Annotated in this window: 8 protein-coding genes; 5 read left to right on the top strand and 3 right to left on the bottom strand. The window is 42.7% G+C overall.

Annotated features, from left to right (window positions below; translation table 11 throughout):
* The 4 genes from Q7J63_RS12605 to Q7J63_RS12590 form a co-directional block, all read left to right on the top strand.
* On the top strand, window positions 1-3,798 hold a 3,798-nt coding region (locus Q7J63_RS12605), incomplete at its 5' end, for a translocation/assembly module TamB domain-containing protein (RefSeq protein WP_304886579.1).
* A gap of 50 nt (window positions 3,799-3,848) precedes the next feature.
* Window positions 3,849-5,150: a deoxyribodipyrimidine photo-lyase gene (locus Q7J63_RS12600; protein WP_304886577.1), complete on the top strand. Its 1,302-nt coding sequence runs from the start codon at window positions 3,849-3,851 to the stop codon at window positions 5,148-5,150.
* Window positions 5,147-6,103, top strand: coding sequence for a Smr/MutS family protein (locus Q7J63_RS12595; RefSeq protein WP_019597320.1), 957 nt, complete (start codon window positions 5,147-5,149; stop codon window positions 6,101-6,103). Before Q7J63_RS12600 ends, Q7J63_RS12595 begins: the two co-directional genes overlap by 4 nt.
* A 3-nt stretch (window positions 6,104-6,106) precedes the next feature.
* Window positions 6,107-6,940 carry a hypothetical protein gene (locus Q7J63_RS12590; RefSeq protein ID WP_019597321.1) on the top strand — a complete coding sequence of 278 codons (834 nt, stop codon included), beginning with the start codon at window positions 6,107-6,109 and terminating at the stop codon, window positions 6,938-6,940.
* Window positions 6,941-7,305: 365 nt separating this feature from the next.
* Here Q7J63_RS12590 and Q7J63_RS12585 read toward each other — a convergent pair whose 3' ends face one another.
* The gene (locus Q7J63_RS12585; RefSeq protein WP_304886574.1) at window positions 7,306-8,451 is read right to left on the bottom strand and encodes a cystathionine gamma-synthase; all 1,146 of its coding nucleotides are present in this window, start codon (window positions 8,449-8,451) and stop codon (window positions 7,306-7,308) included.
* A 198-nt stretch (window positions 8,452-8,649) separates the two neighbouring features.
* On the opposite strand from Q7J63_RS12585, the gene Q7J63_RS12580 reads away from it, so the two are divergent.
* Entirely contained in the window at window positions 8,650-9,351 is a 702-nt protein-coding gene (locus tag Q7J63_RS12580) for a VTT domain-containing protein (RefSeq protein WP_304886572.1), read from the top strand.
* Window positions 9,352-9,354: 3 nt separating this feature from the next.
* Here the strand turns inward: Q7J63_RS12580 and Q7J63_RS12575 are convergent, their stop codons facing one another.
* Complete coding sequence (locus tag Q7J63_RS12575) at window positions 9,355-14,382, bottom strand: C25 family cysteine peptidase (protein ID WP_304886571.1); 5,028 nt, start codon at window positions 14,380-14,382, stop codon at window positions 9,355-9,357.
* A gap of 10 nt (window positions 14,383-14,392) precedes the next feature.
* Window positions 14,393-15,472, bottom strand: coding sequence for a PorV/PorQ family protein (locus Q7J63_RS12570; protein WP_019597326.1), 1,080 nt, complete (start codon window positions 15,470-15,472; stop codon window positions 14,393-14,395).
* Window positions 15,473-15,697 lie beyond the last annotated feature (225 nt).

Below are 15,697 nucleotides of genomic sequence, written 5' to 3'. Positions count from 1 at the left end.
GTCGAGATATTGACCCATTTGGATGAGTCTGCACTGGACATCAAAGATCTCAAATATTTCTCCAACCAAATCCCGGATTTTGAAGACCGCATTTTCTTGAGCGGCGAAATCAAAGGAACAGTTGATGATCTTTCCTCAGATGAGTTGCTTATCCGATTCGGCAAGAAAAGTGCACTTTTCGGGAAGTTCATCATCGATGGATTGCCAAACATAGACAGCACATTTTTCCAAATGTCCCTTCTCAATTCCGTTTTGAGCAGCGAAGACCTTGCCCCCTACATCAGCGAAGAGGCCATTCGGGAAATTGATAAATTCCGAGACATCCGATTTGACACGGATTTCAACGGCTACCTCAGCAATTTTATGGCCAATGGGAATTTCAGAACAAGCATCGGGACTATTATCGGCAGATTGAATTACAAATTGGTCAGGAATCAGCCCAGCTATAACGGTAGGGTGGAATTGAAAAATCTGGATCTGGGAATTCTCATGGAAGATCCCGAAACCTTCCAAAAAGTGTCCATGACAGGTTCGGTCAAGGGAACCGGACTTTCCCTGGAAACCTTCATGGTCCAAGTAGACGCAAATATCAAAAGTGCGGGTATTAATCAGTATGATTTCAAAAACATTACCACAAATGCTACCTTTGGAAAGGATTTGTTTAAAGGCAGAATGAAGGTCAACGACCCCAATCTAAAAGCTGAAATCGATGGGGTTTTGGATTTGAGGGAAGGAAAGGATTCTATCAGAATGATGACCAGGATCGACACCGCATTTCTTAGGGAAATCAACCTGATGGACAAGGAAGGTTTTGTCAGTGGAAACATCGAGCTGGACACAAAGGGTCTGACGCTTGACAATATCGAAGGAATTGCGAGGTTCAGCGACATCCTGCTAAGCTATGAGGGCAAGAATCTCAATATTGATAATTTTTTCTTCCAGTCACTTTTCACGGATGAATCCAGGTTGATTTCTCTCAATTCCGATTTACTGGTGGCCGGTATCTCCGGAAATTTTAAAGTGAAGGAACTTGCAGTAGATGTTGAAAGATTGGGCAGACAATACATCGCCATCCTTACCAATACGACAGAAGACCCAACATTGCTTTCCAACGCTGGTGGATCAGATCCCTACCAAATTGACATCAACCTCAATTTTATTGACATCAATCCCATCATCAACCTTTTTGAGCCGAGTACCACCATTTCAAAAAACACGATTATCGAAGGCGCTTTTTACAACAATGAGGAAAACATCATTTTCAATCTTTTCACAGGTATAGATTCCATCTACTACAACGGGAATTATCTTTTTGACACCAACCTCGATTTCAATACCTCAAAAATGAGCTTGAACAATGAAGTCTTGGCTTCCTTCTATATTTTTTCAAAAAAACAAATCCTGAAATCGGGACTGACTTTTAACAATTTGGCCATGGAAGCCATTTGGGATGAATCCAAAATAGATTTGAGCATCAATCAGGATCAATTTGCATCCAACAGCTATATCAAGCTAAAAAGTGAAATCGAATTGTTCCGAGACCACACCTCGATCGTCATGCTGCCGTCGGAATTGAAAATATTGGAGAAGACTTGGAGTTTTGAAGGTGATAACCAAATTTACCTGACAGACGGATTGATCCAATTTGAAAACATCAAGCTTTTCAACGAAGATCAGTTTGTCGCAATCAACGGGAAAATCACCGCTAACCCAGAAGACATTCTTTCCTTGGACATCCATGAACTCAAAATGGATTTTCTAAACACCCTCAGTTTGCAGGAGTATGAAGGTACCGCAAATGGCCTTTTTGCCTTTAATAATTTTTATGAAAAAATAGGGGTAAATGGGAATCTAAACATTGATAATCTATTGATCAATAATTTTCTCATCGGAGATATAGAAGCGGGGACGTATTTGGAAGAAGACCTCATCAATCTGGAATTGAGCAATTTAAGGGATGGAATAAAGATAATTGAGATCAATGGCTCACTGGGAAGAAAAGATGAAGAACTTGCCTTGAAAGCAAAATTGAATAATGCCAACCTTTCTGTTCTGGAGCCTTTTCTTTCCACATACCTTACCCAAATGGGAGGCACTGTAAGTGGGGAATTTGCGGTGGAAGGCTCATTGAATGCACCCGTGGTGTTGGGTACTGGAAGGTTGACAGGCGGAACTACTCGGATCAACTATCTCAATACATTCTATACCATAGACGGAAACATCGTTTTTTCACCAAATGAAATTAGCTTTAAAGAGTTGATTTTGAAGGATATCAATGGAAACCGGAATAGAATGAGAGGAGGAATCGTTCATGATGGATTCAAAAATTTCATTCTGGACATCTCTTCCAATCTGGAAAACTTCCAAGTGTTGAATACCAGTAGCAAAGACAATGAGCTCTTTTACGGGACAGCTTTTGTAACTGGAACCTTGGATATATTCGGCGCGGCAAACAACCTGGATCTAAATGCCAGAACCACCACCAATCCAAATACGCGTATTTACATTCCTTTGGGATCAAGTTCGGTTCAAGCCCAAGAGGATTATATCAATATCATCAATATTCGTGATACGACAAGGACCATTTCCTTTGAGGAATCTGTACAAAAACTCGCCATCAACAATGTGAGAATGAATTTCAATTTGGATGTCACCCCAGATGCCTACACGGAAATCCAAATAGATCCCAGAACAGGTGAAAACATTCAGGGAAGGGGTCGTGGGCTATTGAACCTCAATATTGACACCCAAGGCAATTTTTCCATGTCGGGGAATTACGAGATCACAGAAGCCAAATACAATTTCTCTCTCTACAACATTATCAAGAGAGAATTTATCGTGCAGCCTGGTGGAAGGATTTCCTGGTTTGGGGATCCTTATGAAGGCGTGATGGATCTCAAAGCCATCTACCAAGAAAGTGTTTCTCTCCAGAACCTGCAAGCTGGCGCCACAGGCTCGCAGCTGGAAGACCCACAAATGAGACGAAGATGGCCCGTGAAAGTCATCATGGACTTGAAGGGGAAAATCCTTTCACCCGATATTGCTTTTGACTTTGATTTTTCCGGATTTCCAGAGGGAAACATCCAAACATACATCTCTGCCTTCAGAAATCGCATCGCAAATGATGAACAGGAAAAAAACAGACAGGTATTTTCCGTGATCATGATGCGCTCCTTTTCACCAGAGGGCCAGTTCAGTGGTGTCAGTAGCTTGGCCACTTCCAACCTAAGCCAGCTGTTGTCTTCCCAGCTCAATAATTTTATCGCCCAGGTGGATCAAAACCTGGAAGTGGATATCGATTTGGCCACATTGGACCAAAGCGCTCTGGAAACTTTTCAGCTGCGAGTTGCCTATACATTTCTGGAGGGGCGGCTTCGGGTGATGCGGGATGGTGGATTCACGGATTTACAAGGCAATGCAGACCTGAACAGCATCGCTGGAGATTGGCAAGCTGAATACCTCTTGACCGAAGATGGTAGGTACAGATTGCGGATTTACAACAGAAATAACTTCAATACTTTCACCTCACTCTCCCTATCGAGAAATGTGGCCACCTATGGCATGTCGATTTCTCAAAACCTTTCCTTTAGTTCTTTCAGGGAGCTATTTGAAAAAATACGGAACAGGGACAAGGACAAACTTCGCATCAATGACACGGATGATTTTTTAAGGTACCAAGATGGAAATCAGTTGAATTGGACGCCGATTCCCCTCAAGGAACTGGACAAACGCGTCAATGTATTGGACCGTCCAATGGATTCCCAAAATGAATTTATCAGAAAAGAAGAACAGGATTGAAACAATTCCAGATTTCAATCATTACAATAGGTATAATTTAAGCGCAAGAAATGGAAAAAATCAACATCTTCTGGTTTAGAAGAGACCTCAGATTGGAGGACAATACGGGCTTGTACTATGCCTATACCCAAGAAAAAAATGTGCTTCCTCTTTTCATTTTTGACAAAAACATCCTGGACAAACTCGAAGACAAAAAGGATGCTCGTGTAGAGTTCATTCACAATCAAGTCACCAAGATCAGTAGGGAACTGGAAGCTTTTGACAGTTCCATTTTGGTAAAATATGGGAAACCGGAAGAAATTTTCCGAGCCCTATTGGAAGAATATGAAATTCAATCGGTCTATACCAATAGAGATTATGAGCCCTATGCCAAGGAAAGAGACTCGCAAATAGAAGAAATACTGAATGTGAAGGAAATTCCGTTTTTGGATTTCAAGGATCAGGTAATCTTCGAAAAAGATGAGATCCAAAATGGTTCTGGAGGTTTTTACAAGGTTTTCACCCCATACAGCAGGGTTTGGAAAAGCAAATTCCAAGCTGCCAAAATCAAAACGGTCAGTCTTGATAAGGAAAAAAACACTTTCTTCGCCACTCCCCCGCTCCACATAATTGGCTTGGAAGAAATGGGTTTTGAAAAGACGGACATTAACATCCCTGATTTGGAAATCGACAAACCCTTGATCCAGAAATATGATGAAATCCGAAATTTCCCAGCCATCAGAGGGACGAGCAGATTGGGGATCCATTTGAGGTTTGGCACCATCAGTGTACGGAAATTGGCTTTGGAAGCCACCCAACTCAATGAAACGTTCCTCAATGAATTGATTTGGCGGGAATTTTACATGATGATCCTGTCTCACAATCCAGCGGTGGTGGATAAAGCCTTCAAACCACAATACGATACAATCCCTTGGAGGAACGATGAAGAAGACTTCCAAAAGTGGTGCAACGGAAAAACAGGATATCCTATCGTAGATGCCGGAATGCGGGAACTAAATACCACCGGTTTTATGCACAATAGGGTTCGAATGATCGTGGCAAGCTTTCTGACGAAGCACTTGCTGATAGACTGGAGATGGGGAGAAGCCTATTTTGCACAGAAGTTGTTGGATTTTGAATTATCTTCGAACAATGGGGGTTGGCAATGGGCGGCAGGAACGGGGACAGATGCCCAGCCCTACTTCAGGGTCTTCAATCCCGAATCCCAGACGGAGAAATTCGACAAAGAAAAAAAATACATCAAAAAATGGGTTCCCGAGTTCGGGACATCCCAATATCCAAAGCCAATGGTGGACCATAAATTCGCCAGAGAAAGGGCTTTGGAAACATACAAAAAAGCATTGAATTCATGAATATAGGAGACAAAGTACGTTTATTGCATGGCAATGAAGAAGGAGTGATCACCAAGATTTCTTCCGGTGGAAGGATAGAAATTGAGATCGAGGACGGCTTCAGGATCCCAGCCATGAGAAATGAGGTCGTCGTCGTCTCTGCTTCCGAAAAACAATACTTTGGCGAAGGAAAAAGCACAGAAACCCCAATACTCACCGGAAGTCAAAAAACCTTTGCTGACAAAAACGAAGGATTATTTTTATGTTATCTCCCCATCAATGACAAAGACCACAGCATCTATTTGGTAAATACCAGCAAAAGAGACTATTTGGTGATGATATCGGAAGTATTCGGGGAAAATTGCAAGACACTTTTAGCTGGGGATTTGAAAGCCAAAAGCACCAAGAAGGTTTCCGAAAAATCCATTGTCGATTTTGAGGATTGGCCGGATCTGCTTGCCCAGTTTTTTCCGATCCATCCAAGAACCGAAAAAACACAACCCTCTTTCGAGCGGAAAATGAAATTCAAAGCCTCGGCCTTTTTCAAGAGCAAAGGTAGGGCACCTATTTTGGACAAAAACGGGTATGTGTTCTCCATGAGCGACCAGGTGAAGGACATTGACATCAAAAAACTCAATGAAGAATTACAAGCCGACTCCAACAGTTCTGTCCCTCCACAAGTCTACCAAAGGCCCGCCAAGGAAATCGACCTTCATATCGAAGCCTTGACTCCCGATCATAGCAAAATGAGTAACGGGGAAATGGTCCGACTTCAAATGGAAACTTTCGAAAAAAACCTGAACTATGCCATCGCTTCAGGAATGGATGAAATTTCCTTTATCCATGGCATCGGAAATGGGGTATTGAGAAAAGAAATCCACAAGTATCTAAGCCAACTGGAAAATATTAAGTACTTTCAGGATACACAAAAAAGCCGTTTTGGATACGGTGCTACCTTGGTCAGAATCTCATAAGTCATGCAAGGCAAAGTCTCCCCTATTTTCCGTCTCTTCCATCAACAATTCGAGGAGGCAAAGCAGAACCACGCTGCCTTAGGCAAACAATTCAGAAGTAAAAAGGCCATTGAGTTGGAACAGAAATTTATCTTTCTGGAAATTTATCTGAATCTCTTGTCAAGAATCCATTTCAATGAGGACAAACTTAAATTCCAGGTGTTTTCCCCATTCAAAGGGATCTTTAAAAATCTCAAAAAGGTAAAACATCTAAAATCGGTATTGAACCAATTGATTGAGGTGAGGTCTAAGGGAAACATCACCTACAACTCCTACGAAAAACATCTTGCGGAACAAAAAAAGGAGCTTTTTACCGAAGGGTTTGACCTTGTAGTCAGTTCTCCGCTTCATATTTGGGAGGATCTATATCAGGAAGTTTACCAGTGGAGCAAAGGCTTGAAACCCTTGATGATCAATACAGCCATCACTCAAATCATCAATGAAGAGCTGGAATTTTTCCACCTAGACAACAAGTCCAAACTCGACAGTAAAGCCCTAAAAGACATTTATGAAGGCTTACGGGTGATTATCGCACTGGAAAATCTAAGGATTGAATCCGGTTTCAACACCATCTTTGTCACTGATGTACACACACAAATGCAGGAACTCCAGCATTCCCTGCATCAATGGTATCAAAATCATCTCTTCATCCAGCACCTTTCATTTTTTCTGAGAGAAAAAGAAAACATCCCGAAAAAATACATCGATTTACTGGCTTCCTTAAAGTCCAACAAAAAAAAGTTTACAGCCAAGGTGGAAGATCAATGCAAGCACCTTTTTGATCGGATATTGGCATAATTCTTTTGCTTTTAAGGCTGGTGAAAAATTCGCTACATTCTAAATCAGAATTTAGGGTGTCTACATGGGTTGTACCTTATAAAAATGCTGGTTTCCTCAAACACTTAAAAACAAAAAACCAGGGCTCAAATCTATTGAGCCCTGGTTTTTTAAGAATTTTTAGAATTGCGTATTTTTGATTCTCTTGAATCCGAAACATGCATTTGGTCACCTGATGGGATTGAAACCCCATGGACATCAGACTGTTTGGAAAACAAGGCGTATTACCGATCTGGTGAAGTCAAAAATTGTAAACAAAGACTGATTACTCGTTATTTTCTGACTAGATAGAATTGGCAATGCATAAGACGGGTTGAATCAAGAACCTAAATCAATTCCAATGCCGCAGCAATGTCTTTTTTGAGATCGTCAACATCTTCGATGCCTACGCTCAAACGGATCAAGGAGTCCACCAAGCCCACTTTTTCCCTTTCTTCTTTTGGAATACTTGCATGCGTCATGGAAGCGGGATGGCCACAAAGGGACTCCACACCACCAAGAGACTCAGCCAAGGCAAAATAATGGAGATTTTCCAGAATTGTGATGGCGTCTTCTATTTTGTTGCCTATCAGCGTGAATGAGATCATTCCCCCAAAATCCCGCATTTGCTTTTTGGCGATGTGGTGGTTGGGATGGTCTTCGAAACCTGGCCAATAGACCTTTTCAACTTTTGGATGATTTTTAAGATAAGCCGCGATGGTTTTCCCATTTTGGCAATGTCTTTCCATTCTGATGTGCAAGGTTTTGATTCCCCTCAATACTAAGAAGCAATCCTGAGGCCCTGGAGTCGCACCGCAGGCGTTCTGAATAAATGCCAATTGCTCGGCTAGTTTGTCATCATTGACCACGATGGCACCCATCACTACGTCAGAGTGTCCTCCAAGATATTTGGTCACGGAGTGCATGACCAAGTCTGCGCCCATATCGAGTGGGTTTTGCAGGAAAGGTGTTGCAAATGTATTGTCCACACCGAAAAGAATGCCATGCTTCTTTGCCAAATCTCCCACTGCCTGAATGTCAATGATATTCATCATGGGGTTGGTGGGCGTTTCTGCCCAGATCAATTTTGTGTTGGCATTGATGTGCGCGGCGATGTTTTCAGTATTGTCCATGGACACAAAATGAAATTTGATCCCGTATCTTTCAAATACCTTGGTAAAAATCCGGTAGCTTCCACCATACAAATCATTGGTACTGATGACTTCATCACCTGGATTGAGCAATTTGATGATGGCATCTATTGCTCCCAAACCAGAGGAAAAGCAAAGTCCGTGTTTCCCATTTTCCAAAGCTGCCAAATTGTTTTGCAAGGCTGTCCGAGTAGGATTGTGGGTTCTGGAATATTCATATCCCTTATGGCCACCGGGGGTGGTTTGCACATAAGTAGAGGTTTGGTATATAGGGGTCATAATGGCTCCCGTGGTAGGATCGGGTTCGACCCCTGCATGTATTGCTTTTGTTCCGAATTTCATATCTGGATTTAAAATGTTAAGATTGACCTTTTTATTTCAGCGAAAATTGTATGTTGAGACTTATTTAAGGTCATCATGTAGGGTGTTGATTCTTGAACAATAAATACACCAAAGAAATCCATATTTGGGTGAAATATCACAAATTACTTTAGAGCCTTACCGGTGAATTGGTTTTATTTGCAGCACCATTCGCCAAATATGAAAAAAAACCAAGGCATTTTCAAGGGATTGAAAAAGATCGGAAAGAATAATCCCCTAATGGTATTTGCCTTTATTTGGGTGGCCATTGTCCCTTCTTTGGGCAGTATCCTATTGGTCCCTTTTTTCATCACAAACACCACTTTTTTTCAGCAACTGGATTTTTCATCTCCCGAGACTTGGTTCTTGTATTTGATCCCCTGTGCCATCCTTATGGCTTTTGCGTTTATGCCGACGACACTCTTGGCCGGGCTCACTGGTTTCATATTGGGTTGGAAAGCCCTTTTGTTGCTTATCCTTTCTTATACCTTGGCCACACTTTTTGGTTATGGTTTGGGTAAAAAAATGGACAAAAACAGTTTGGATATCCTGTTGGGGGAATATCCTCGGGCCAAAGCCTTGGTGGAAAACAAAAAGGGGAAAATGGGGGAATTGATTTTCTTCGTTAGGCTGAGTCCTATCATCCCTTTTGCATTTTCCAATCTGTTGTTTGCCCTGTTGGATACTGGCTGGAAACGTGTGGTGCTATTTGGCTTTATTGGCATGCTTCCCCGCACTTTATTGGCATTTGGCTCTGGAGTATTGGCAGATTCCATCTACACTGCCATCCGCCAGGGAGGAAATGCCTTCAACTGGGCGCTGATCATTGGCTTGATCCTTTTGAGTTTGTGGGGGATTGCCCGGTTTTTCAAAAGCAAATGATCGCTATCTAAGCAAATACATTTTCCCATAACCTTGTTTGAAACCCTTATCTCCTGCCGTGGCCCTTGGCTCCATAAATTGACCATCCTTGCGGACCAAGACCCGATAGATATAAACGCCATTGGCCAACTGGTCTCCAAATTCATCCTTCCCATCCCAGGCATATTCACTGATATTGTTTCCAATCCTGACCATGCCCAGTTCATCCTGAAGGATCTCTCGGATCACCCTGCCGGTCACAGTCATGATTTGGATTTTGATCTGATCAGGGACTTCTGAACCCGTCACGGTAAAAACAAACCTCACGCTCGTGCTGAATGGATTGGGATAAGGATAAAAATTAGTGATCGTCGCTTCATTGATAACCTCAAAATTGATTTCATAAGGCTTGTCCACACCCAAATCGGCCGTGACGACTCTAAAAGTATACATTCCATCTTCCAAAGGTCCGGGATGGAGTTCCACCTCAAAACTGTTGTTTTCCGTGGCCGGAGACCAAGATATTTTGGGATTGGAAAAATTCATCCTTTCAAATTGACAATTCTCACAGATCCTTTTCAGATACAATTCCATCCCTACGGTATCCCTTTTCAGGACTAAGGTATTTTCATTTTTCAAAAGGGCATGGATCAAAACGGTTGGGGAGACAATGTCGCCATCCATGATATACACGCCATCAAAATTCACATCTAGAATCGCCGTGCTGTTGTCCGGAGTGACCACAAAAAACGCCCCAAGATCAATGAAATTATTCCTGAAAGTTTGTTCCATAAATATCCGTGGATTGGCAAAAACCTCAACCTTTACCAATCCAGCTCTTCCAATGGAGTTGAAATCAATGCTGAATGCATGACTCCCTCCAGATTTGATCGCGGGGATTTTTTTGGAAAACTTCTCGATTTTCCTTTGGGTAGTGTTGTTGAATTCCCATTCGACGGTGATCGAGTCCTGAAAATCAAATTTGGAAATATTGATAAACTCAAAATTCAAAATTGCTTCCTGTCCTTCCTGAAGCTGTATTTCTTTTTCCTTGTTTTTCAAGACGAGAACACCTTCTGGCACCCCTGTGTAATTCACCTGCCACTTGTCGAGCAGTGCCGGTGCGGTGGACAAAGTGTCTTCCATAGAATATCTCAAGCGCAGAAAAGGGTAAAGTTCGGTGCTGATCATCGTCAAATCCAATTGACTTTCCTGAATATTGGATAACAAGACCTGTTCTTCTCCATTTCCCCGAACACCCAACACATCAAAATAGGCAAATTCCTCATTGAACCAATCCCTGTTTTTAACATTGTTGAAAAAGCTCTTCCATTCAGAAGATGGACCGATTCTAGGGGTAAGGATACTTCCCGAGGTGAAATACCCGTTCATTTCGGTGGAGAATTCAATCACCTGCTCATTGGTTTCCAATGCTATGTTTTGCTTCGAAACGATCTCCATGGCTTCTCCGGGTTTCATTCCCTTTTTCCCAAAAAGAACGTATGGGTCACCGGTTTTAAGGTTTCTTAAAGTAGCCTCATTTGCCCCAACTTCTTTCAGTTTTTCGAAGGCTGCGTCCGGCCAATCACTGAAATTGACATTTCCTACCGAGAAAATCACCACAAAATCCCCCGTCTTCAATCCATTGACATAGTCAATCAACATCGTCTGTCCCGGGCCCGTGATGTTGGCATTCCGCACACTTTGGATGACTTGTGGGACTCTCCCGCAACTCCTACCGTCTAGTATATCAAAACCTGGAACGGAGATCACCAAGTAGGGAGTCAGCGATTTTTGGTCAAATGCCACCAATCCCAAAGAACCATTGGGACAAAGTCGACTGTTGGCGTTGTTTACATTGTCAAGGATGTAAGGAACTTCGTTGAGGAAAAACTGTGTATTCCTGAAAGTCAAACTGTCCGCTTGGGTTCCAAAGGTAAAAACCCCAATATTGAGTTTGGTGTCTTTGTATTTCCACTCCCGCTTCACTGGATCGATTTCTAAATTATCGAGTTGGTTTGTTTCCAACTCCGGTTTTTCTCTTTGGATCCAGCCCTCAGGGCCATTTTTGATATACGTAAAACTCGAAACCGTCCAATCCTGGCTTTCCTCGGCCTTCGGCTCAAGGAATCTGGATCGCCAATAAAAGGTCACCGAATCCTTTTCGGCCACATTTTGGAAGAGATTCACTTTCCATCTGGCCAAGTTGGCAGTTGTCAACCTGTTTTCCCTCCTCCTTGAGGAACTAAAATCAGCATCTGTATCAATCTGTAGGATCAGATTTCTCTCCTCCACAGATTTTCCGGGAATCTGACTGAATAACTCTATTTCCTTTTCATTGACAATCCCAAATGACGTGGGCAATAAATTGATGGTGCCGCTAAGGGGAATAAAACGGGTGATTGTGATCACATTATTCACATATGTCATTTCTTCAACTGCTCGGGACCGGTTGATTTCAATCGTAAATATGTTTTCTCCAAAGGCAGCGAGTCCCCTGTTCGGCACGACGAATTCAATGGTATCCTTCCGTAAAACCGGACCGATCAACTTGGGATCAAATTGAATACTTGTTCCATCTGGCAATCTCCTGTTGATCCTGAAATCCACCGAGTCCATATCCGCACGCCCAAGATTTCTGACTACAAACGTGAGTCTAAGTGAATCCGACAGTGCATTGAATGCTTCCCCTGCATAACTTCCCAAAGTCACTTCATCGTCTTTCAGCGAATAGTCGGCTTTGTTGGCAGGAAATAGCCTCACCGCAGGATCCCCCAACATGACCAATTGTTCAGTATGGCCACGGTTGAGAGGAGAAGTTCCATAGCGTAGGAAAAACAATTTTTCCGCCTCTTTCTTCACCATTCCAATCGGTTGATAAATCATAGAAGAGTCAGAAAATGCCTTGGCATATATGGATTCGCTGTATCGTCTTAAATAAACGTCTACACCCACGTTTGCATGTGCCAAGAAATTGGTGGCTCCTTTGGAAGGTGTCAGTACCCAATCCTCACCAAATGTATAGGCATTTCCAAAGGCATTCCCGGCATCGCATCCATTGAGCAACAACATTGGATATTTCCCACGATTGTTGTAGCCCATTGTGGGATCGGAAGCAAAGCCTATTTCCAAATCTATGATCGAAGGTGCACCGTGACCGAAAAAAGTAATGAGACTTGTCCCCCTGTTCACATCACCGGAAATATCTATCAATTCGATGGTGGAATTGGAACGCTTTCTATAAGTGGTCACATTTGCCCCCATGAAAGGTGCCTCGGCGATGGTTTTGAATCCATTCAGGAAATTGAAATACCGTGTCAACTCAAATGCAGAGACCCCTCCACTCAGGTGGACAATTTCTTTTTGCCAAGGTTCGGTAACTCCCAATGCATCTTTTTCCTTCACCTTTTCCAGATAGCTGGCTACTTGATCCGGGGTTCTGGCGGGGATTCGTCCAAGGGGAATAGCCGCTACAAACGGGTTTTCGGGGTCCAAGCCTATCGAAAAATTATTATCCGAATAGGGATACCCTGCCGGCGGAATCAAATCTTGAAACGAGAATATGGAGGGTTTTTTCCTATAAAAATAATTCACCGCCCCTTCCCTAGCCGTAGAAAACATGCCCATGGATCTTCCCATCAATAACAAGTACTCAGGCTTGTGAACTGGATAATATTTCCTTAAAAATTCATAGATGGCCAAGGGAGATTTCTCCCCAAATGTAAACTGATCATAGAGCTCATCAATATTAACCACAAGGGTATCATAGCCTCCACCTTCCGATGAGGCACGGTGAGCGGCATAAGCAATCACGGGATCCGAATAGGATGCTGTTGGCCTCCTCAAAGATTTGTGTGCCAAAATGATGAAATCTGCGGGTTGGTGCAATACATTTCTAAACATCACTTTTCGCATGACATTGATTTCGGTCACATTGAGTCGGTTTTCAACCCATATTTTGCTCATTTGGGTTGGCATTCCTGCTCTAAATTTCAATTTATCTGCCTCTTTTATCAAAGGAATGACTTTTGGATCAAGAGGGTTTGAAATTTCAAAGGCAGCATAATTGGCCAAAACCCCATCAACCTCCATCACTTGATCGCCCGGACCGAGGATAAAAGTTTCTTGTTTAAAATCCCCATTTGTGACTTTTTTGGGATACGTGATCCTAAAATACGCCATTCCAACATTGTCGGTTGGGCCGGGACCCATTGACGCAACCTGTAAAGTCAAACTCCCATCGGAATTGAAGTCATTGGAGGTAAAGGAGAATTCAGTGTTGATGGCTTCAAAATTTTTGAACTCCAAGCGTCCCAATTCGCGGAGGCTTCCTGAGTTCTGACCGACACTCACCACGGTTAGGTGGGGATTTGCGGAGAACCCCGTAATCCCAATTTCCAGTTTTGCATTTCCTGATTGGGCAATATTTCCCAAGTCGCCCAAAATAATATTTCTCGGAGCACCCTTCACAATCGGAGTACTCATCCAACCCTGCCCCTCCTCGAATTCAGCCAATCTGGTTCCTGGACTGTAACTCCAGCTCAAATTATATTGATCGGAAAAGACCCTCAGATATTCCGTTTGGTAAGATTCTGGAGTTGGGAGATTGGGAACCGGATTGGCACCATTGGCCATCCTTTTCCCTAAAACACCCGGTGTAATGGTCAAGAAAAAAGCGGTGGAATCATTGTGTGTATTGTAGAGCACATTTCCAACATAAGAGGGATTGCTGTACAATTTGGCATCCAAGGTCCCATCATTCCTTTTCCCAAAAAATTCAATAAAATCTCCCATATCAAATCGACCATCTTGCTCACCGGAAATCGCTACAGATATTTCTTCTCCCCTATGGTACACCCTTACATTTCGGGGATCAAAAGTATTGGGATCAATCCCTGAGGCAGACAATGTGGTGAAGGAAATTCTATGGATCCCATCATGGGCCGTTGGGATTTTATAATAGGCTTGGTCAAAATTGATCCAGCTTTCTTGTGCGAAGCCAAAGCAAGTAGATATGAAATAAAATAAGACAAGGGTAAATTTTTTATTCATATCCTTTATATCAATCGTTCCAACCCTTATTCAGCCTAAACCTAGGGTCATGTTCGTTCAAACTCACCTTGACACTGACCACGTGTGAATAAGGCGTTTGGGAAACACCTCCAATATCAGTCAAAGCATAATCTATTTGAAATTTTTCGTTCAGGAAAAGGCCCAAACCAAAACTGGGTTTCCATGACATATAATAAGATGCATCAAAATCCTTGATCTTTTGCACATTGCTTCCACCTGCCCGGACAAAGACCATTTTTTTAAAGCCCGCTTCCAGACCAATTTTTGGATCGATGCTCATGATTTCAGACCTGATGATCGTATTCCTTTTTCCATCGAAAGTGAAATCCAAATCCAAAACCCCTTGTAAAGTGAATTCGTCATTGATGTCAAAGTCGCGGGTCAAGCTGAAAATCGCGCGGGGCAAGGTGAGTTCTATGGAATTGAGGGGGACTTCATTGTTGGTTTTAGAATAGACTTCCCGAACCATGTCGGCATTGTGAGACCAAGCGTTGAAGGTGGTGGTCACATCCCGGAGCATGATGCCAACCCTCCACTGGTCCAAGAGAATGATTCCTCCTAAATCCAAGCCAAAACCCCAGGCATGTGCAAACTTGCCCACATTTCGGTGAATGACTTTGGTGTTCATGCCGACTTTGAATTTGTCGCTTACATCCCGGGCATAGGAAAGTATGAGCGCATAATCCGCGGCATTGAAGAACTGGATATTGTTATAATTCAAGGCGCCATTCGCATCGTATAAAAATCGGGTGTCCGGAATGTCATCCACCCCAAATCGAATCAGGGAAATCGCGATCTGATTGTCCTCTTGGATATTGGTACTGAATCCGGCATAGTCAAATTTGGCGATGCCCGCAAAGTACTCGGCGTGCATCAAGGAGAATTCGTTTTGATGCTTGATTCCCAATAGGCCTGCTGGATTCCAGTAAGCAGCGGTAACATCCCGAACGGAGGAAACCTGTGCACCTCCCATTGCCAAGGCTCGTGCTCCAATGCCGATGTTCATAAATTCATTGGAATACTTGGGCACAATACTTTGGGCTTGGGAAGACCCAAACCAAAAAACCATCCATAAACCGAGTAAAAGTTTTGAAATTTTCAATTAAATCAGGTTAATCACCTGTGCAAAGTAAAAATAAAAACGAATCAAATTGCGTAAAGCACAAAAAATAAACGCTGTTCAATTGGCTGAAAAGTGTTCGGTTTTGAACAAAGGATTGTTCACTAAAACCACAACGGAAAGTGATTTTATCAAAACTGTATCTTGTCCTTAAAAATATTCCATTCGTAGGGT

The sequence above is a fragment of the Rhodonellum sp. genome, from assembly GCF_030656585.1.
In the GTDB taxonomy this organism is placed as follows: domain Bacteria; phylum Bacteroidota; class Bacteroidia; order Cytophagales; family Cyclobacteriaceae; genus Rhodonellum; species Rhodonellum psychrophilum.
This window is presented reverse-complemented; position numbering and strand designations above follow the sequence as displayed.

What these genes read in the sequence shown, in the direction of transcription:
- Q7J63_RS12600 (WP_304886577.1), top strand. Translation starts at nt 3,849, where the DNA reads ATGGAAAAAATCAACATCTTCTGGTTTAGAAGAGACCTCAGATTGGAG.
- Q7J63_RS12595 (WP_019597320.1), top strand. Translation starts at nt 5,147, where the DNA reads ATGAATATAGGAGACAAAGTACGTTTATTGCATGGCAATGAAGAAGGA.
- Q7J63_RS12590 (WP_019597321.1), top strand. Translation starts at nt 6,107, where the DNA reads ATGCAAGGCAAAGTCTCCCCTATTTTCCGTCTCTTCCATCAACAATTC.
- Q7J63_RS12585 (WP_304886574.1), bottom strand. Translation starts at nt 8,451, where the DNA reads ATGAAATTCGGAACAAAAGCAATACATGCAGGGGTCGAACCCGATCCT.
- Q7J63_RS12580 (WP_304886572.1), top strand. Translation starts at nt 8,650, where the DNA reads ATGAAAAAAAACCAAGGCATTTTCAAGGGATTGAAAAAGATCGGAAAG.
- Q7J63_RS12575 (WP_304886571.1), bottom strand. Translation starts at nt 14,382, where the DNA reads ATGAATAAAAAATTTACCCTTGTCTTATTTTATTTCATATCTACTTGC.
- Q7J63_RS12570 (WP_019597326.1), bottom strand. Translation starts at nt 15,472, where the DNA reads ATGGTTTTTTGGTTTGGGTCTTCCCAAGCCCAAAGTATTGTGCCCAAG.